At 52.6% G+C, this 19548-nt stretch carries 18 protein-coding genes; 16 read left to right on the forward strand and 2 right to left on the reverse strand.

Annotation, left to right across the window (positions count from 1 at the left end; all coding sequences use genetic code 11):
• Window positions 1-267 precede the first annotated feature (267 nt).
• The 8 genes from ACW17M_RS19030 to ACW17M_RS19065 all read left to right on the forward strand — a co-directional run bounded on the left by ACW17M_RS19030 (window position 268) and on the right by ACW17M_RS19065 (window position 8543).
• Complete coding sequence (locus tag ACW17M_RS19030) at window positions 268-1137, forward strand: OmpA family protein (protein ID WP_022523297.1); 870 nt, start codon at window positions 268-270, stop codon at window positions 1135-1137.
• 221 nt (window positions 1138-1358) lie between these two features.
• Window positions 1359-3281, forward strand: a complete 1923-nt coding sequence (thrS, locus tag ACW17M_RS19035) for a threonine--tRNA ligase (protein ID WP_457547949.1) — start codon at window positions 1359-1361, stop codon at window positions 3279-3281.
• Between the two features lie 60 nt (window positions 3282-3341).
• On the forward strand, window positions 3342-3833 hold the full coding sequence (gene infC, locus ACW17M_RS19040) for a translation initiation factor IF-3 (RefSeq protein WP_009287797.1): 492 nt from the start codon (window positions 3342-3344) through the stop codon (window positions 3831-3833).
• An 82-nt stretch (window positions 3834-3915) separates the two neighbouring features.
• The gene (rpmI, locus tag ACW17M_RS19045) at window positions 3916-4110 is read left to right on the forward strand and encodes a 50S ribosomal protein L35 (protein WP_027959586.1); all 195 of its coding nucleotides are present in this window, start codon (window positions 3916-3918) and stop codon (window positions 4108-4110) included.
• Between the two features lie 64 nt (window positions 4111-4174).
• Window positions 4175-4528 carry a 50S ribosomal protein L20 gene (gene rplT / locus ACW17M_RS19050; RefSeq protein ID WP_007114344.1) on the forward strand — a complete coding sequence of 118 codons (354 nt, stop codon included), beginning with the start codon at window positions 4175-4177 and terminating at the stop codon, window positions 4526-4528.
• Between the two features lie 159 nt (window positions 4529-4687).
• A complete protein-coding gene (gene pheS / locus ACW17M_RS19055; RefSeq protein WP_022523299.1) occupies window positions 4688-5707 on the forward strand; it encodes a phenylalanine--tRNA ligase subunit alpha in 1020 nt (339 codons plus the stop codon).
• Between the two features lie 26 nt (window positions 5708-5733).
• Window positions 5734-8115: a phenylalanine--tRNA ligase subunit beta gene (gene pheT / locus ACW17M_RS19060; protein WP_039859814.1), complete on the forward strand. Its 2382-nt coding sequence runs from the start codon at window positions 5734-5736 to the stop codon at window positions 8113-8115.
• Window positions 8116-8243: 128 nt separating this feature from the next.
• Entirely contained in the window at window positions 8244-8543 is a 300-nt protein-coding gene (locus ACW17M_RS19065) for an integration host factor subunit alpha (protein WP_022523301.1), read from the forward strand.
• Between the two features lie 169 nt (window positions 8544-8712).
• On the opposite strand, the gene ACW17M_RS19070 is transcribed toward ACW17M_RS19065, so the two are convergent.
• Window positions 8713-8925 (reverse strand): DUF2788 domain-containing protein, encoded by a 213-nt coding sequence (locus tag ACW17M_RS19070; protein WP_022523302.1) that lies wholly within the window; start codon window positions 8923-8925, stop codon window positions 8713-8715.
• Window positions 8926-9067: 142 nt separating this feature from the next.
• On the opposite strand from ACW17M_RS19070, the gene ACW17M_RS19075 reads away from it, so the two are divergent.
• The 8 genes from ACW17M_RS19075 (at window position 9068) to ACW17M_RS19110 (ending at window position 18683) form a co-directional block, all read left to right on the forward strand.
• On the forward strand, window positions 9068-9532 hold the full coding sequence (locus tag ACW17M_RS19075; RefSeq protein ID WP_022523303.1) for a flavodoxin: 465 nt from the start codon (window positions 9068-9070) through the stop codon (window positions 9530-9532).
• Window positions 9533-9535: 3 nt separating this feature from the next.
• Window positions 9536-9913: a hypothetical protein gene (locus ACW17M_RS19080; protein WP_022523304.1), complete on the forward strand. Its 378-nt coding sequence runs from the start codon at window positions 9536-9538 to the stop codon at window positions 9911-9913.
• A 260-nt stretch (window positions 9914-10173) separates the two neighbouring features.
• Window positions 10174-11526, forward strand: coding sequence for a trigger factor (tig, locus tag ACW17M_RS19085; RefSeq protein WP_022523305.1), 1353 nt, complete (start codon window positions 10174-10176; stop codon window positions 11524-11526).
• Window positions 11527-11595: 69 nt separating this feature from the next.
• Window positions 11596-12213 (forward strand): ATP-dependent Clp endopeptidase proteolytic subunit ClpP, encoded by a 618-nt coding sequence (gene clpP, locus ACW17M_RS19090; RefSeq protein WP_009287800.1) that lies wholly within the window; start codon window positions 11596-11598, stop codon window positions 12211-12213.
• A 74-nt stretch (window positions 12214-12287) separates the two neighbouring features.
• Window positions 12288-13568, forward strand: coding sequence for an ATP-dependent Clp protease ATP-binding subunit ClpX (gene clpX / locus ACW17M_RS19095; RefSeq protein ID WP_022523306.1), 1281 nt, complete (start codon window positions 12288-12290; stop codon window positions 13566-13568).
• 289 nt (window positions 13569-13857) lie between these two features.
• A complete protein-coding gene (lon, locus tag ACW17M_RS19100) occupies window positions 13858-16269 on the forward strand; it encodes an endopeptidase La (RefSeq protein WP_400674758.1) in 2412 nt (803 codons plus the stop codon).
• Between the two features lie 194 nt (window positions 16270-16463).
• Window positions 16464-16736, forward strand: a complete 273-nt coding sequence (locus ACW17M_RS19105; protein WP_007114333.1) for an HU family DNA-binding protein — start codon at window positions 16464-16466, stop codon at window positions 16734-16736.
• A 126-nt stretch (window positions 16737-16862) separates the two neighbouring features.
• On the forward strand, window positions 16863-18683 hold the full coding sequence (locus tag ACW17M_RS19110; protein WP_457547950.1) for a SurA N-terminal domain-containing protein: 1821 nt from the start codon (window positions 16863-16865) through the stop codon (window positions 18681-18683).
• An 81-nt stretch (window positions 18684-18764) separates the two neighbouring features.
• Here the strand turns inward: ACW17M_RS19110 and ACW17M_RS19115 are convergent, their stop codons facing one another.
• Complete coding sequence (locus ACW17M_RS19115; RefSeq protein WP_022523309.1) at window positions 18765-19538, reverse strand: UDP-2,3-diacylglucosamine diphosphatase; 774 nt, start codon at window positions 19536-19538, stop codon at window positions 18765-18767.
• Window positions 19539-19548: the final 10 nt, after the last annotated feature.

The following is a 19548-nucleotide window of genomic DNA, read 5'->3' on the forward strand; positions in this document are numbered from 1 at the left end:
AATTTTGCTATGCTGAAGGATGTCGGTATTGGCAAGAAGTTGATATCTTGGCATTGTTGCCTTCCTGCGCTTAAGCGTGAATGATAGGCACATCGCTCTATATCGACTGGGTGTTGAGTAATTAGTACGTGATTATTGGTACTGGGAGCTTGATACTATCAACAGCGATATGGAGCAGGCGAAAAATGGATGCTCTCGCAATAAGAAGCATTGGATAGATTTGGTTACTTATGGCCATTTCAGCATTGGATCAAGAAGGAGTCTTGCATGAAAAAATCAACGACTGGCTTGCTCATCGGTTCCGCACTGGTAGTAGGTCTATCTGGCTGTGCCAGCTCGGCCTCACAGTCTTCCGGCCAAGCAAGCGCTAGCAGCGACCGCAGCTGGTACCAGCACCCTGCGGTATGTGGTCTGGCAGGCGGCGTTATCGGTGGCAGCATTGGCTACGCCACCAGCAGTAGTTCTGATGAAGAGAGCGGTGCTGCTACTGGTGCCGCAGCTGGTGCTGCTATCGGCGGTCTGCTATGTGCTGATCGTACGCCTGAGCCGGTTGCACCTCAGTGCCCGAGCTATGGCGAAGTGCCTGCTGGTGTCGCAGTTGACGCCGAGGGATGCCCGTTAGATTCTGACGGTGATGGCGTGCCGGACTACCGCGATCAGTGCCCAGGCACTCCCGCTGGCGTTGAAGTTAATGCCAACGGTTGCCCGCTTGACTCCGATAACGACGGTGTGCCCGATTACCGTGATCAGTGCCCGAACACTCCTGCTGGTGTAGAAGTGAACGCCCTGGGTTGCCCGGATAGCGTAGTTCTGGAAGATGTTAACTTCGAGTTTGATTCTGCTCAGTTAACCTCTAACGCTCAGAGCGTGCTTAACGGTGTTGCAGAGCGCTTGGTCAGCAACCCTGATGTTCGCGTAAGCATCGAAGGCCACACTGATTCACGCGGTTCTGACGAGTACAACAAAAACTTGTCACAAGAGCGTGCTCAATCTGTTGCTAACTACTTGGCGAGCCGTGGCGTAGAAGCTAACCGCATGCGTGCGGTAGGTTACGGTGAAGAGCGTCCGGTCGCCTCTAACGAGACTGAAGAAGGTCGCTTCCAGAACCGTCGCGTTGAACTGGATGAGTGGAACTAAGTTCACTTATCATCTGAGGTTTGCGGTTTGGTTATAAAGTGCTAGCGGCAATCCACAGGTAAAGAAACGGGAGGCTTATGCCTCCCGTTTTTATTTTAAGCGGTCGGCAAGTCTGCTAGTCTTGCTGCTGTTTTATGTTGGTACATTTACACCTCTCCCAAGACCATTGATAGCGATATGTGATCCTTGGTATGGATCACCACTGCGCTCAAGGAATCTGAATGCCTATTGTTACTCTGCCTGACGGCAGTCAAAAGACGTTTGAAGCACCGCTAACCATTATGCAGCTCGCAGAATCCATTGGCCCTGGTTTGGCTAAGGCCTGTATCGCTGGAAAGATCGATGGTGTGCTGGTAGATGCCGCTGACCTGATCGAGCAAGACGCAACGGTGGCGATAATTACTGCCCGTGACGCTGAAGGGCTGGAAATTATTCGCCACTCCTGCGCTCACCTCATTGGTCATGCGGTTAAGCAGATGTACCCCGAGGCCAAAATGGCCATCGGGCCAGTTATTGAAGATGGTTTCTACTACGATATTGAGTTTGGTCAATCTGTCACACCGGAAGACCTGGAAGCCATCGAAGCGCGTATGCAGTCACTGATAGAGCGTGAGTACGATGTGGTACGCGAGTATGTTGATCGTGACCAGGCAATGCTGACTTTTTTACACCGCGATGAACCTTATAAGCAGGAAATTGTTCGCGATATTCCCGATGACGCGACCATCCGGCTTTATCATCACGAAGAATACACCGATATGTGCCGCGGGCCTCATGTGCCAAATACCCGCCACTTAAAAGCCTTTAAGTTGACCAAGTTGGCCGGTGCTTATTGGCGCGGTGACTCTGCAAATACTATGTTGACGCGTATCTACGGCACCGCGTGGGGTGATAAAAAACAGCTGAAGGCTTACGTCAAACGTCTCGAAGAGGCGGAGAAACGCGATCACCGTAAGTTGGCGCGTCGGTTGGATCTCTTCCACATGCAGGAAGAGGCGCCGGGGATGATATTCTGGCATCCAAACGGCTGGGCGCTATGGCAGCAGATCGAACAATATATGCGGGGCGTCTATAAAGAGGGTGGTTATCAAGAAATACGCTGTCCTCAGATTATGGACGTATCGCTTTGGAAAAAATCAGGGCACTGGGATAACTACGCGGACGGCATGTTCTTTACTGAATCCGAAAAGCGTGAGTATGCTCTTAAGCCGATGAACTGCCCTGGACATGTTCAGGTGTTTAATTCTGGTTTGCGTAGCTATCGCGAATTGCCCGTTCGTTTTGGTGAGTTTGGTGGATGCCACCGTAACGAGCCTTCAGGTGCTTTACACGGCATTATGCGTGTGCGGGCATTTACGCAAGATGATGGCCATGTTTTCTGTACTGAAGCTCAAGTTGAGCCTGAAGTGACTGATTTCCATCGCCAAGCGCTAAAGGTGTATAGTGATTTCGGCTTTGAAGATATAGCTATTAAAATTGCTCTTCGCCCGGAAAAGCGCATTGGAAGTGATGAGGTTTGGGATCGGGCAGAAGATGCGCTGCGTAGCGCATTGAAAACTTGTGGCGTCGAGTGGCAGGAACTTCCTGGCGAAGGCGCGTTCTACGGCCCCAAGATTGAATATCATATGAAAGACTGTCTGGGGCGTGAATGGCAGGTCGGCACTATGCAGGTCGATTTTATGATGCCAGAGCGGCTTGGGGCTCAGTATGTGACTGAAGAAGGTCAGCGTAAGTCGCCGGTAATGCTGCATCGTGCTATTGTAGGCTCCATGGAGCGCTTCATTGGCATCTTGATTGAACATTATGCGGGCGCTATGCCATTATGGCTTGCGCCTCAGCAGGCGGTTGTCATGACTATCACCGATTCGCAGCGTGAATATGCGCTCGAATTGGAGAAACGTCTGCAAAAAAGTGGCTTGCGTGTTAAAGCGGACTTGAGGAACGAGAAGATCGGCTTTAAAATCCGTGAGCATACATTACAGAAAGTTCCCTATCTCCTTGTGGTGGGAGATAAGGAAGTCGAAGCTGACTCAGTGGCCGTGCGAACACGCAGCGGCGAAAACCTCGGTACAATGACGGTCGATGAATTTATTGAACGCCATACTGCCGAGAGAGCAGCCCTGGCGACATCGTCAATGGCCTAAGGAGACGGAACGATCAAGAGAAGCAACCAGCGCGGGCGTCCAGCAGACAAACGCCCACCAATGAACGAGCGAATTGTCGAAGAAGAAGTACGCCTTATTGGTAGCGACGGTGAGCAGTTGGGCGTTGTGCCCACCACCGAAGCGCTAGAGCGTGCTGAATCTGAAAGCTTAGATCTCGTGCAAATTTCGAATGCCGATCCCATCGTCTGTAAGATTATGGATTACGGCAAATTCGTTTTTGAGACCAAGAAGCAGAAAGCGGCTCAAAAGAAGAAGCAGAAGCAAATCCAGGTTAAGGAAGTCAAATTCCGTCCTGGCACCGATGAAGGCGATTATCAGGTCAAGCTTAAAAACCTGACGCGCTTTTTGGAAGGTGGTGACAAGGGCAAAGTCACACTGCGCTTCCGTGGTCGTGAAATGGCGCACCAGGATATCGGCCGTAAGCTGATGGAAAGGATCGCGGCAGACCTGGAAGAGATCGGAGTGGTAGAGGCCTTTCCTAAAATGGAAGGCCGCCAGATGATCATGATTATTGCCCCGAAAAAGAAGTGATCCAACGGCGATGTCAACGGGCCACCGTTAAACCGGTGGTCGGCCCTGGGTTTTCTAAAAAATATCGAGCGGAGTTTTCCTCATGCCGAAAATCAAAAGCAACAGCGGCGCTGCCAAGCGCTTCAAGAAGACTGCTAATGGCTTTAAGCACAAGCAGTCTCACCGTAGCCACATCTTGACCAAGAAATCGACCAAGCGTAAGCGTCAATTGCGTGGAATGAAGCAGATCCACGCGTCTGATAAAGCGCTCATCCAGCGTATGCTGCCGAATCTATAAGTCGGGTTTTCGTTTTTCTGAGTGCACAATTTTTTTGCCTCAGCCTTAAAGTCAGGAGTGTGTTATGACTCGAGTTAAACGTGGCGTAGTAGCGCGTCGTCGCCATAAAAAAGTATTGAAGCTTGCCAAAGGTTACTACGGTGCCCGTTCACGCGTTTTCCGTGTTGCCAAGCAAGCTGTTATCAAAGCAGGTCAGTACGCTTACCGTGACCGTCGCAATCGTAAGCGCCAGTTCCGCGCGCTATGGATCCAGCGTATTAACGCTGGTGCGCGTGTTAACGGTATGTCTTACAGCCGCTTTGTTGGCGGTCTTAAGAAAGCCGGTATCGAAATCGACCGTAAAGTATTGGCCGATTTGGCAGTACACGAGAAGGCTGCATTTGCTGCCATCGTGGAAAAAGCCAAGGCTGCCCAATAAGGTAATATGCACAGGGCTTGTGCCCGTGTTACGTGCCTGAGGTCATTTCAGAGTGACCCATCCAGGGGAAGAGCAGCCGCTCTTCCCCTGTTTTTTTGTCACCTTCAACGTGCCACGCCATCTTCACGGATGGACACCGCTTAATTCGGAGTGAAACGGATGGATCACCTTCCTACTCTGGTATCTGAGGCTCGCGACGCCATTCAGGCTGCGCAGAGTGTCGCCGCACTAGACGAGTTACGAGTACGCTACTTAGGTAAAAAAGGTGAGGTAACTGCCTTGCTGAAGGGCCTGGGGAAGCTGTCAGCCGAAGAACGCCCGGCAGCAGGCGAGCGTATTAATCAAGCCAAGCAAACGCTGGCCGACGAAATTGATGCTAAGCGCGAACAGCTTGAAAGTGAGGCGCTGAATGCCCGTTTGGCCGCTGAAAGTATCGATGTCACATTGCCAGGGCGTGGTCAGGCCAGCGGTGGGTTGCATCCCGTCACGCGTACGCTTGAGCGCATAGAGGGGCTGTTCACACGTATTGGTTATGACGTGGCGGTAGGGCCTGAAATTGAAGACGATTATCACAACTTCGAAGCCCTCAACATTCCCGCGCACCATCCCGCTCGCGGTATGGCTGATACCTTCTATTTTGATGCCACGCGCTTGCTGCGTACTCACACTTCGCCGGTGCAAGTGCGCACCATGAAGAGTAGCGAGCCGCCCATCCGTATCGTCTGCCCAGGGCGTGTCTATCGCAGTGACTCTGATTTGACCCACACGCCGATGTTTCATCAGGTTGAAGGGCTGTTGGTCGATGAGGGGGTTAGCTTTGCTGACCTTAAAGGTACCATCGAAGACTTTCTGCAGGCATTCTTCGAGCGCGACGATCTTTCGGTGCGTTTCCGACCCTCCTACTTCCCATTCACTGAGCCTTCCGCCGAAGTGGATATTCAGTGTGTGATGTGTAGTGGATCAGGTTGTCGTGTCTGTTCCCACAGCGGCTGGCTGGAAGTGATGGGATGCGGCATGGTGCATCCTGAAGTCTTTCGTCACTCGGGTATTGATACCGAGCGCTATACCGGTTTTGCCTTCGGGATGGGAGCCGAGCGTTTGGCAATGCTGCGCTACGGCGTGAATGATTTACGCCTGTTCTTTGAAAACGATCTGCGTTTTTTACGTCAATTCGCTTAAGACCGCCGCCGAATACAGGATCAACGATGAAATTTTCAGAACAGTGGCTGCGTGAGTGGGTTTCGCCGCAGCTTGAAACGCAGGCAATGGCCGACCAAATCACCATGGCGGGCTTGGAAGTCGACGCTATTGAGCCGGTAGCCGCCGCATTCAGCGGTGTAGTGGTGGCTGAGGTGCTGAGTAAAGAGAAGCACCCTGACGCGGATAAGCTCAATGTGTGCACCGTTGATGACGGTAGTGGCGAGCCTGTGCAGGTTGTCTGCGGTGCACCCAATGTTGATGTTGGTCAGAAAATCCCCTTTGCCCAGGTGGGTGGCGTGCTGCCAGGTGATTTTAAAATCAAAAAAGCCAAGCTACGCGGCGTTGAATCGCGCGGGATGATTTGTTCTGCATCGGAGCTGGGGCTTGAAGAAGAGACCTCGCCCGGCATCCTGGTGCTGTCGTCATCTGCGCCGGTGGGGGGCGATTTCAGAGAGTTCATGCATCTTAATGACATGACGATTGAGGTCGATCTGACGCCCAACCGGGGAGACTGCCTGAGTATTAAGGGGATGGCGCGAGAGGTCGGCGTGCTTAACCGTTTGCCGGTTAACGGGCCCGTAATCGCACCGGTGGCCGCGGAGGTTGAGGATAGCTTCGCGGTGAGCGTAGAGGCACCAGAGCAGTGCCCGCGCTATATTGGTCGCGTAATCAAGGGCGTTAATGTTAAGGCTGAAACACCGCTGTGGATGGTAGAACGTCTTCGTCGCAGTGGCGTGCGCTCGATTGACCCAGTGGTGGATATTACCAACTACGTCATGCTGGAATTGGGCCAGCCGATGCACGCCTTTGACCGCCACAACCTGCAAGAGGGCATAGTGGTTCGCATGGCCAAGCCGGGCGAACGGCTAACACTGCTTGATGGTAGTGATATGGCGCTGCGCCCCGAAACGTTGATCATTGCCGACAGCTCAGGCCCGCTAGCCATGGCAGGTGTGATGGGTGGGGAAAACTCCGGCGTTAATGAAAATACCCAGACTATTTTCCTTGAATCAGCGTTCTTCACTCCGCTTGCCATTGCGGGGCAGGCGCGCTCCTACGGGCTACACACAGATGCATCGCACCGTTTTGAGCGCGGCGTCGATCCGCAATTGACACCAGTTGCCGTTGAGCGCGCCACACAGCTTTTGATTGATATCTGCGGCGGCCAAGCAGGGCCTCTTGTTGAAGCGCAAAGTGCTGAGCGTATGCCTGCTGAGCGCGCTATTTTCTTGCGCAGTGAACGGTTAGAAAAAGCGCTTTCCAAGGCTCTCGATAGTGATGATGTAACTGATATCTTGCAACGCCTAGGGCTTGAAGTCAGCGTGCAGGATGCCGGCTGGGCAGTCACTGCGCCGAGTTGGCGTTTTGATCTGGCCATCGAAGAGGATCTCATCGAAGAAGTAGCGCGTATCCATGGCTACAATAATTTGCCGGTGCGCCGGCCGGCGGCACGCTTGGCGCTCCGTTCAGCAGACGAGGCAACGCTTACCCAGGCACGGCTGCGCCGCCAGATGGTTGCCCGCGGCTTCCAAGAGGCGATTACCTACAGCTTTGTGGCTCCTGAGCTGCAAGCGACCATGCTGCCCGATGCTGTAAGCCCCGCGCTAGCTAACCCTATCTCGGCTGATTTGTCGGTGATGCGTGCTAGTTTGTTTCCCGGCTTGGTGCGCGCCATGGAGTATAATCTTAACCGTCAGCAAACCCGCGTGCGGCTGTTTGAAACCGGGCTGGTTTTCAACGGCGAACTGGATGAGTTGTCACAAGTCCCGATGCTTGGTGCTCTGGTCTGTGGTGCGCGGGAAGCAGAGGGCTGGAGTGATGCGAAAGGGCGGGTGGATTTCTACGATCTAAAGGGCGATTTGGAGAGTGTCCTGGCCTTGGGCGGTGACGCTGACGCATGGCGCTTTGAGCCTGCAGAGCACCCGGCCCTTCATCCGGGGCAGTGTGCGCAGCTGCTGCATCGTGGAGAGCCAGCGGGTTGGATCGGTACCCTGCACCCTCAGGTGCGCGCAACGCTTGGCTTGAAGATGGATGCGGTGCTCTTCGAAGTGCGTCTGGATGCGCTTAGCCAAGGCCGTATTCCTGCCTTTGAACCGTTATCACGCTTTCCTGAGGTGCGCCGTGATTTGGCGTTTATACTCAAAGAGGCGACTCCTGTGCAGGCGCTGTTGGATTGCGCCAAGCAGCAAGCAGGTGAGTATCTGCAAGATATCAAGCTATTTGACGTCTATTCAGGTAAAGGTGTGGCCGAAGAGCACAAGAGTATTGCTTTGGGCTTGACCTGGCAGCATCCATCGCGCACGCTAAACGACGAGGAAATCAATCAGTTGGTTGATTCAATTGTGACACAAGTGCGTGTCAAGTTAGATGCTGAGCTGCGCGGCTAATTAAGTAGCTATGTGAGTGCCTGGGCTACGCCACGATGCTTATCACGTTCTTGGCAATGCGTTTGCTACTGTACGTTTGGTACAGAGCGTTTGTTGCTGTGTTTGCTTCAAGGATAAGGAGAAGCCTTATGGGTGCGTTGACCAAAGCAGAGCTAGCCGAACATTTGCATGCAGAGCTAGCCCTGTCCAAACGAGAAGCGAAGGCTATGGTCGAAGCTTTTTTTGAAGAGATTAGAGCCTGCCTTCGTGAGAACGAACAGGTAAAACTATCGGGTTTTGGTAACTTTGATCTGCGAGATAAGCGCGAGCGACCAGGGCGTAACCCCAAAACCGGTGAAGAAATTCCCATTTCTGCTCGAAGAGTCGTGACGTTTCGCCCAGGGCAAAAGCTTAAGCAGCAGGTTGAACACTATGAAGGCGGTGAATAGTCTTTTGGTTTGAGAAATGCTGGTACTCTCAGTTCAGTAGCTGCTCTCGTGTCATGCAAGACTCCCCTTCATAAAAAAGGAGTGCCTTCGGGCGCTCCTTTTCTCTTTTATGATGGGCGTTGTTGTGATGAGTATAGTGATAAGCGCGCCTGTGGAGTGATGGCTTTTGCTACCCCTGCATGCCGCCACCTTCGATTAGCCAGGTAATCACCACCTTAATGACGTAACCAAGCATGCCTGCGCCGAGCACCACAAACAGCATGATGGTACCAAATTTGCCTGCGTTCGATTTTTTGGCCAAATCCCAGATAATAAAACACATAAATATGATCAGGCCGCTAATCATTAGCGGGGTGATCCAAGCCTCGAAGGTTTGCTGCATAGCCACTCCTGTGCGCTGCGTGTGGGTCACCCGTTTGGGCGATGTGTCTCATTCTAACCAGCCATGTTAATATTTGAGCAAATTCATCAGGTATTTGTCGACTTGACGGTTGGCACTGTGACACTTTGACAGGGGAGTGACGATGCCGAAGCTAAATATTTTGGTGGGTACCATGTATGGCGGTGCCCTTGATGTGGCAGAGCAGGTGAAACCCCTATTTGAACAGGCCGGTTACGCTGTGGAGATTATTGAACAGCCATCTGTTGATGATATTGTCAGCGGTGACGCCGATTTGGCGCTTTTTTGTGTATCGACCACTGGTAGTGGTGATTTTCCCGGCAGCTTTGTGCCCTTTGTCCGGCAGTTGCGTGACCAAAGTCCTGCGCTTACCACACTTCGCTACGGACTCATTGCACTCGGTGATAGCTCGTATGGTGATACATTTTGTGGCGCTGGCCGCGCGCTTGATGAGCTGCTGGCGGATCATGGCGCGACGCGTTTAGGGGAGCGCCTAGAGATCGATGCCATGGAGACCTTTATGGCCGACGATGCTGCTGTGCCCTGGGTGGAAGAGTGGATCGTTGCCCAGCAATTAGAGGTGGCTTGAGCGATGCAGCGAGCCCCCACCTCGCCTGAGCGCATCAGCGTTGCGCTGGGCTTATGTGTCGTTATGCTGGCAACTTTGCCGCGCTACATGGCGGGAGGGCATGAAACCCGCCAGACGCTGATTATCTTCGCCTTAGCGCTGGTGGCTTTTGCGGCTATTGTTCAGTGGCGCTTACTGGCCGTGGAGGCGCGTCGTCGTCTGCCACAACTATGTAAACGGTTAGTCGTTATGCTGCTGCTGGGAATGGTGGTGATGGGTGGCTGGCATGCGCTGTTTACGGACTGGATCAGTTGGCAGGTATTCATTTCTCATGGTGCTACGCTTGGGGTGCTTCTTCATGCGCTGAGCTTATGGTGGTCGGGTGAGCGTCATGCAGGTTAGCTTTTTTTGCGGTAGTGATTGAAAAAGTCGCTGCAAGACGCACAAAGCAGTAGAATGGTAAAAATTACGCAACGTGGGGCGAATAATGAAGCTAAACACGCCTTAAAGTGGTTAATTGCTCGCTTATTGCCTTGTTTTTAAAATCACTGCCCCCATGTTGCGAGCATGGCGCTTGCCACTATGCGTTGGGGTTCTTAAAATTGCCCCCTTGAACTTATTATATGCAATCAACACAACGCCCAGCCGTTAGAGGACAATTCATGCAAGTTTCTGTCGAGACGACCTCCCAGATCGAACGCCGCATTACCATTCAAGTGCCGGCGGCCGAAATTGACGGGGCCGTTAGCGCTCGCTTGAAAGACACTGCGAAGAACGTTCGCTTGAATGGTTTTCGCCAGGGCCGGGTGCCAATGGCAGTAGTCCAGCAGCGCTACGGCCAAGACGTACGTAACGAGGTTGTCAGCGAAGTAATGCGTGAGCGTTATGTGCGCGCTATTACCGAAGAAGGGTTGAACCCTGCTGGCTTCCCGCAAATTGAGCCATCGGTCAATGAGTCTGGTAAAGACCTAGAGTTCGTTGCGGTTATGGAGATCTACCCGCAGGTTGAGCTTAACTCTATCGAAGGTACAGAGATTGAGCGCCCGGTGGTTTCGGTGAGTGATGCGGATGTCGATGAGATGATCGATACGCTGCGTAAGCAAAATGCAGCCTGGGAAGAAGTGGACGCTGCTGCAGCTGACGGCGATCAGGTCACTATTGACTTCCAGGGTTATATTGGTGATGAGCCGTTTGAAGGCGGTAGCGCCGAAGGCCACACGCTGGTCATTGGTTCCAATAGCTTTATTCCTGGTTTTGAAGAGCAGTTAATTGGCGCCAAAGCGGGCGAAGAGAAGACCCTTAACGTCACCTTCCCTGAGGATTACCAGGCCGAGCATTTAGCCGGTAAAGAAGCCACCTTCAAGGTAACCGTACATAAGGTCAGCAGCCAGAAGTTGCCCGAAGTAGACGCTGAGTTTATCGAGCGTTTTGGCGTTGAAGGCGGCGATCAGGAAAAATTCCGCGCTGAAATCAAGAAGAACATGACCCGTGAAGCGTCGCAAGCCGTTGATAACCGGGTTAAGCAGCAAGTGCTCGATGCGCTGAAAAAGGTTAACGAAATTCCTGTGCCTAGCGCGCTCGTTCAGCAAGAGACTGACGGCATGAAGCGCCAAGCGGCGCAGCAGTTTGGTCTAGGCGAAGATTTTGATGTCAGCCAGTTGCCCAACGAACTCTTTGAAGAGCAGGCCAAAGGCCGCGTTCAGGTCGGCTTGTTGCTGGCTGAAGTAATCAAAGCTAACGAACTCGATGCTGACGATGATGCTATCAAAGCAAAAGTGACCGAGCTTGCTGAGCAGTACCAAGATCCTGATGAGGTGGTTAGCTACTACATGGGTAACGAGCAGATGAAAACCCAAGTAAAATCTGCCATTCTCGAAGAGAAAGCGGTAGCTAAGCTGCTCGAACAAACGAACATTAAAGACGTTGAAATGTCTTATCAGCAAGCCCTTGCCGCTGCGCAACAGCAGGCAGAGCAAGATGAGGGTGCTGAAGAGGGCGAGCAAGCGAGCGCCTAACACCCTGGAACGCGGCGCACCTAATATGTCGGTGCGCCTTTCCCTTCCCGGACGCAAGGAATCACCTGAATGAGTGAGTTTGATATTCAAAACGCCGGCGGTTTAGTGCCCATGGTGGTTGAGCAGAGCGCCAAAGGGGAAAGAGCCTACGACATTTACTCACGCCTGTTAAAAGAGCGTGTGATCTTTTTGGTAGGCCCTGTAGAAGACTACATGGCTAATTTGGTTGTTGCCCAACTGCTGTTCCTGGAATCGGAAAACCCCGATAAAGATATTCACCTGTATATTAACTCGCCAGGTGGATCGGTCACTGCGGGTATGTCGATTTATGACACTATGCAGTTTGTGAAACCAGATGTCTCTACGGTGTGTATTGGTCAGGCGGCCAGCATGGGTGCGCTGTTATTGACAGCGGGTGCTGCTGGCAAGCGTTATTGCCTTCCCAACTCACGCGTCATGATTCACCAGCCGCTGGGTGGTTACCAAGGCCAAGCGTCTGACATTGAAATTCATACCCGTGAGATTCTGGGTATTCGCGAGAAACTGAACCAAATTCTTGCCCACCACACGGGTCAGGAAATTGAAGCTGTCTCACGTGATACTGATCGGGATAATTTCATGAGCGCCAATCAAGCCAAAGAGTATGGCCTGATTGATGCAGTGCTGGATAAGCGGCCTACATCCTGATAGCGTGATAGGATTCTGCTTTTCTAACGAGCTTTTCCGGCGGCGAAAGCCGCCGCAGTGATAGAGGTATGCGAATGGCCGACGGCAAAGGCAAAGACGAAGGTGGCAAACTGCTCTACTGCTCGTTTTGCGGCAAAAACCAAAACGAAGTACGTAAGCTGATTGCGGGCCCATCCGTCTATATCTGCGATGAGTGTGTCGACTTGTGTAATGACATCATTCGCGAGGAAGTTCTCGAAGCCGATGCCGAGAGCGATGAGGAGCGTTTACCTACGCCACGCGAAATACGTCATACGCTTGATGACTACGTTATCGGACAGGATCGCGCCAAGATGGTGCTTTCCGTAGCGGTATATAACCACTACAAGCGTTTGAAAACAGATGTACGCGACGGCGATGTAGAGCTAGGTAAATCAAACATTCTGCTGATTGGCCCCACCGGTAGCGGTAAAACGCTGCTTGCGGAAACCATGGCACGGTTACTGAATGTACCTTTTACCATTGCGGATGCAACCACGCTGACGGAAGCCGGCTATGTCGGTGAAGATGTCGAAAACATCATCCAGAAGCTGTTGCAGAAGTGCGACTACGACGTCGAGAAAGCCGAGCGTGGCATTGTTTACATCGATGAAATCGACAAGATTTCACGCAAGTCGGATAACCCTTCTATTACCCGTGATGTCTCGGGTGAAGGCGTTCAGCAAGCACTGCTGAAGCTTATTGAAGGTACGACGGCTTCCGTGCCGCCTCAAGGCGGACGCAAACACCCCCAGCAGGAGTTTGTCCAAGTCAATACGGGCAACATTCTGTTTATCGTAGGCGGTGCTTTTGCAGGGCTGGATAAAGTTATCCGTGACCGTGCTGAGAAAGGCGGCATCGGCTTCAATGCGGCGGTGAAAAGCAAAGAGTCTTCCCGTGGGGTGGGTGAACTGCTGGCCGACGTAGAGCCTGATGATCTGGTTAAATTTGGCTTGATTCCAGAGTTTGTGGGTCGTTTGCCCATCATCGCAACACTGATGGAGCTCACTGAAGACGCCCTGGTGCAGATTCTTACAGAACCGAAGAATTCGCTAGTTAAGCAGTACGCCAAGCTGTTTGAAATGGAAGATGTAACGCTAGAGTTCAGAGATGAAGCGTTACGTGCAGTGGCTGAAAAAGCCATGGAGCGTAAGACAGGTGCTCGCGGACTGCGCTCTATTCTAGAGTCGGTACTGTTGGATACCATGTACGAAATTCCTTCGCTTGAAGGTGTTAGCAAGGTCGTCATCGACGGATCTGTGATAGCCGGAGAAAGCGAACCTCTGTTGATCTACTCTCAGCAGGAAGATGCACGTGTCGACGGCACTGATGGTTAGTGGCTAGTCGAGTATCGCGGCCCAGCTTCAACCGCTTGCGCTAAATCAAGGGGTCGCCAAGGCGACCCCTTGTTGTTGTAGATGTTCTAGGACTCTGCTGTAGAGAGCCCTTATAAAGCGTGTTGTGAAGCCTGGTTATCTAGCGAGAGAGTTATAAAGCCTAATTCGTGAAGTGTTACTGCCTAGCCTATTCAATGCTAACGTCTAAACGCCAGCATTTTGAAAAGTGTGCAGTACTTTTCTAAGTACTCTTTTAAGTACTCATCCGATTTGTCGAGGAACGTCTGCGATGCAGCAGAACGCCGAACAGACACAATGTCTACCCCTTTTGCCATTGCGCGATGTGGTTGTTTATCCGCAAATGGTCATCCCCCTTTTTGTAGGTCGTGAAAAGTCTATCCAGGCGCTCGAAGCGGCGATGGAGGCTGATAAACGTGTGCTACTGGTGGCTCAGCGTGAAGCGTCTCAAGATGAGCCTGACAATGCGGATCTTTACGCTATGGGCACCGTGGCCGATATCATGCAACTGCTTAAGTTGCCTGATGGCACGGTCAAGGTACTCATTGAGGGGAATTTCCGAGCGGATGTTCTCAATGTCGAAGAGAATGCCGCAGGCTACACCCAGGCGTATTTAACGCCCCGAGAGAGTGAACCGCTGACCAGTCGTGAGCAGGAAGCACTGGTACGCGTGTTGCTCAATCAGTTCGAGCAGTACGTCAAACTCTCCAAAAAAGTCCCCAACGAAGTGCTTAATTCGCTGTCGGGGATTGAAGATCCAAGCCGCTTGGTGGACACCATTTGTGCCCACCTGTCGCTTAAAATTGGCGACAAGCAAGAGCTGCTTGAGATGGATCGGGTGCGCGATCGTATTGAGCACCTGATGGCGCTGATCGAATCTGAAATCGACCTACTGCAAGTAGAGAAGCGCATCCGCTCGCGGGTCAAAGAGCAGATGGAGAAGACTCAGCGCGAGTACTACCTCAATGAGCAGATGAAAGCTATCCAGAAAGAGATGGGTGAGCTGGATAATGTGCCCAACGAGGCTGAGAAGTATGAGCTGGCGATTAAAGAGTCCGGTATGCCGAAAGAGGCGTCCGAGAAAGCGACTCAAGAGCTCAATAAGCTTAAAATGATGGCCTCAAACTCCGCTGAAGCGACCGTAGTGCGCTCCTACCTGGATTGGTTAGTCGCTGTTCCATGGAAAAAGCGTACCCGGGTAAAGCATGATCTCGTCAAAGCGCAGCAGGTGCTCGATGAAGATCATTACGGCCTGGAGGAGGTTAAGGCGCGCATCCTGGAATATCTTGCCGTACAGAAGCGCGTGCGCAAGATGAAAGGCCCAGTGCTATGTCTCGTTGGGCCGCCCGGGGTGGGCAAGACCTCGCTTGGCCAGTCCATTGCCCGTGCCACCAATCGCAAATATGTGCGTTTGGCCCTGGGTGGGGTACGCGATGAGTCGGAAATTCGCGGCCATCGGCGCACCTATATTGGTTCATTGCCAGGCAAGTTGATGCAGCGGATGAGCAGAGCAGGGGTTAAAAACCCGTTATTTCTTTTGGATGAGGTCGACAAACTGGGCATGGATCATCGCGGTGACCCTGCCTCTGCGCTGCTCGAAGTGCTTGATCCTGAGCAGAACAACAGCTTTAGCGATCACTATCTGGAGCTTGACTACGATCTCTCCGAGACGCTGTTCATCTGTACCGCTAACTCGATGAATATCCCTAGCGCCTTGCTTGACCGTATGGAGATTATTCGTCTGCCGGGTTACACCGAGGATGAGAAGCTGGCGATCGCTAAGCGCTACTTATTGCCTAAGCAACTAGCCGCGAACGGTTTAAAAGGCGATGAGTTAACGCTCGAAGACAGCGCGCTTTTAGAGCTTATTCGCTACTATACCCGCGAAGCGGGTGTGCGTGAGCTGGAGCGGCAGATTGCCAAAGTGTCGCGGAAGGTACTGCGTGAGCGGCTTGAGAAAGAGCGTGACCCGCAAGCCGCCCAAACAGGGCAGAGCTTCACGGCTGAGCAAATTGAGCACTACGCGGGCGTACGTCGCTATAGTTACGGTTTGGCAGAGCAAGACGACCAGATCGGCCGAGTGACAGGCCTTGCCTGGACATCGGTGGGCGGCGAGTTACTCAACATCGAGTCTGTCGTGACGCCGGGTAAAGGGCGAATTAACAAGACCGGTTCACTTGGCGATGTAATGAAAGAGTCGGTGAGTGCCGCTCATACGGTAGTGCGCGCCAGGGCAGAAGCGTATGGCATTGACCCCGAACGGTTCGAAAAAGAGGACCTGCATATCCACGTTCCTGAAGGGGCAACACCTAAAGATGGGCCCAGTGCAGGTATTGCCATGGTGACGGCGATTGTTTCCGCATACACCCAGCGTGCGGTACGCTGCGACGTGGCAATGACCGGTGAAGTCAATCTGCGCGGTGAGGTATTACCGATAGGCGGATTGAAGGAGAAATTGCTGGCAGCCCGCCGCGGTGGTATAAAGACAGTGCTAATTCCTGAGGAAAACCGCCGTGATCTCAAGGAAGTACCTGACAATATCAAAGGTGCATTGGATATTCGTCCGGTACGTTGGATAGATGATGTCTTAGCCGTAGCGCTAGCTGATAAGGTAGAAGACGGTGCGCCATTGAAAAGTACCGAAGCATCGTTTAGTAATACCGTTGTTGCTAGTACCCATTAAGCTGTTAAAGTCCTCGCTGGTCTTTAATTTTACTTAATATGTGCCCGCTGCTTTGGGTAGCGGGTATCTCGCGGCATGGTTGCTTGACAGATGTTTCAAGGCATTGCTATAAAACGCAGCTATGCTTTGATCGTCGTATCCATCGGTGACCATGCCGTTCAGAGCCATTTTTTGAAACAGTCAAGGGGTGAAGAGTGAATAAGTCCGAGCTGATTGAAGCCATTGCCGCGTCTGCAGATATTCCGAAAGCAGCGGCAACCCGCGCATTGGATGCCATGGTGGAGTCTGTCACCGATAGCCTTAAGAAAGGCGAAAGCGTATCTCTGGTAGGTTTTGGTACCTTCGCGATCAAAGAGCGTGCTGCTCGTACTGGCCGTAACCCACAAACGGGTCAGCCAATCCAGATCAGTGCCGCCAAAGTACCCAGCTTCAAAGCAGGTAAAGCGCTGAAAGACGCCGTCAACTAATTTGACCGCGTTTGCTGTAACCTAATGGGCGCATCGCATTGGCGATGCGCCCATGTTATTTTCTGGCCCACTTTTTATTTGGGTTGAGCGGGCCGATCTGTTTGGCTGTGACTATCTGAGGCTAGCATGCTGCAAAGTATTCGAGATGGCTCCAGGAGCTGGGGTGCCAAAATTATTATCGGTGTCATGGTCGCGGCCATGGCACTTTTCGGGATTGAGTCACTGTTTGGGCTTTTTGGCAGCGATCCGGACGAAGTGGCGAGCGTCAACGGACAGCCGATTATGCGTCAGCAAGTTGAGCTAGAGGTTCAGCGCGCGCTGCGTTCAGGACAAGTGCCGCCTGAGCAAGAGCGTGCCTTGCGCAACGATATACTTGACCAGCTTATCACGCAGCAACTGCTGTCCCAGTATGCAGAAGAGGGTGGTTTTGCCGTTTCTGAACAGCAGTTGGATCAGTTAATTGTCAGCCTGCCGGAATTTCATGATCAGGATGGCCGTTTCTCTGCAGAGGTATTCCGAAATCGTCTCGCCGGTGCTGGCTATACGCCGATCTCCTTTCGTGAAGAGTTGCGCGTCGATATCCAGCGCCAGCATTTACAGCAAGGCTTAGCCTTCAGTGATTTTAGCCTGCCGAACGAGCAAGAGCGCCTGGCCGAATTACAGCGCCAGCAGCGTAGTTTTCGCTATATAGTCTTGGATGGCGACGATGTGGACGCTGATATCAGCGTTAGCGATGACGATCTCCAAGCATATTACGATGCCCACCAGGAGCGCTATGAACGCCCGGAACAGGTGCGTCTTGAGTATGTGCTGATTGACCGTCAGGCCATGGCAGAGGGTCGTGACGTGGATGAAGAGGCCCTGCGTGACGCCTGGCGCGAGAAAAATCGCAATGCTGACCGCCGTGTGTCGCATATCATGATCACCTTTGGTAATGAGCGCACCCGCGATGAAGCGCAGCAATTAGCCGAGACCGCTCGGGAAGCACTGGACAGCGGTGATTCGTTTACAGATACCGCCTTGCGCTATTCTGACGACACGGCCAGCGCAGAAGAGGGCGGTGATCTTGGTGTGATCAGCCGTGGCTTCTTTGGTGAGGCCTTTGATGAAGCGGCCTTTGGTCTCGAAGAGGGTGATGTATCCCAGCCTGTTGAGTTGGATAACGCTTTCCACATTATCCAGGTGACGGATATTCAGGGCCCTACTTTTGAAGAGCAGCGCGATGAGCTAGCGCGGGAAGTGGCACTACGTGACATTGATGATGAGTTTAACCAGCGGGTTCAACAACTGATCGACGAGAGCTTCGCTGCCGACGACTTGCAGAGCGTTGCCGATGAGCTCGGTCTAACGCTGCAGGAGAGCGATTGGCTTGCTCGTGATGATGAGGCTGACGGAGTGCTATCTGAGCCTGGGGTAATGTCGGCGGCCTTTAGCAACGACGTATTTGAAGAGGGCTACAACAGCGAAGTGATTGAGCTGGATCAGGATCGTCGCCTGGTACTGCGGGTTGCTGAGCAGCGTGATGCGACTCTGCTGCCGCTTGATGAAGTGCGCGAGGACGTTGAAATGTCAGTGGCCGCAGAACAGCAGCAAGAGGCGCTGCGTGAAGAGGCACAGGCACTGGTTGCAAGTTTGCGAGACGGTCAGTCGGCAGATGTTGATTGGCTAGAAGCCAACAGCGTAAGCCGCCAAGCCGATAGCACTGTGCCTCAGCTGATTGTTCAGGAAGCCTTCCGCATGGAGCGCCCTGAAGAGGGTGAGAGCGTCTATCGCACGGTTGAACTGCCGCAAGGAGTGGCTGTGGTAGCGCTTGATAGCGTCAGTGTAGGTGAGGTCGATGAGCAGATGGAGACATTTGTTGCGCAAATGGCCGAGCAGTTGCGTGCCCAATCGGTATTGCAGGGATTGATTGATGACCTGCGCAGCGATACCGATATAGAGCGCTAGAGTCGCTTAAGCCCAAGTTAAAAACAGCAAGAGCAAAAAAGCCGATCACATGATCGGCTTTTTTATACTCGTAAATTGCGGTCAGGAATCAGGTAATTCCGTTAAAGAGAACTGACGTAGTCGGGGCGCAGTATGGTCGGCGCGCTCAATGATAATATCCCAGCCGTGCTGGGCATCCCAGTCGCCTAGTACATAGCGCTTGGCAGGCACGTCTTCAACCGTCAAGTCATGTACTCTGGGGCGGTGGGTGTGACCGTGGATCATGGTAGTCAAGCCATGGTGCTCCATCAGCGCAATGACTTCTTGTGGCGTCACATCCATAATCGCTTCAGCTTTATTAGCATTGGCTTCGCCAGATTGAGTACGCAAGCTTTGCGCAAGTGCTACACGTTGTTCCAAAGGTAGCGCAAGCATCTGCGCCTGCCACTCTGGATTGCGCGACTGCTTGCGGAAAGCCATATACGCTTCATCCTGAGTACACAAACTATCGCCATGTAGCAGTAAAACGGGAATGCCTTGGATTTCCACTTCCTCAATATCCGGTAGCAGAAATGCCTGGCACGCATTTATAAAGCGTTCGCCCAGCAGAAAGTCTCGGTTGCCGTGCATTAGGTACACCGCAGTACCGTCGCTGCTAAGTCTGCGCAAATGGCGAATTACTTCATGTGCAACAACGCTAAGCGGATGTGTATTGGCGTCCAGTAGATCATCGCCAATCCAGGCATCGAAAAGATCCCCAAGAATATAAAGCGCGTCGGCTCCTGGAGCAGTGTGCTCTAAGTAGCGGTAAAACCCCTGATTGATCTCGGGGGTATCGCTACTTAGATGAAGGTCGGCAACAAGCAGTGTGCGCATAAGGCTCCCG

The sequence above is a fragment of the Vreelandella sp. 2A-K22 genome (assembly GCF_054065485.1).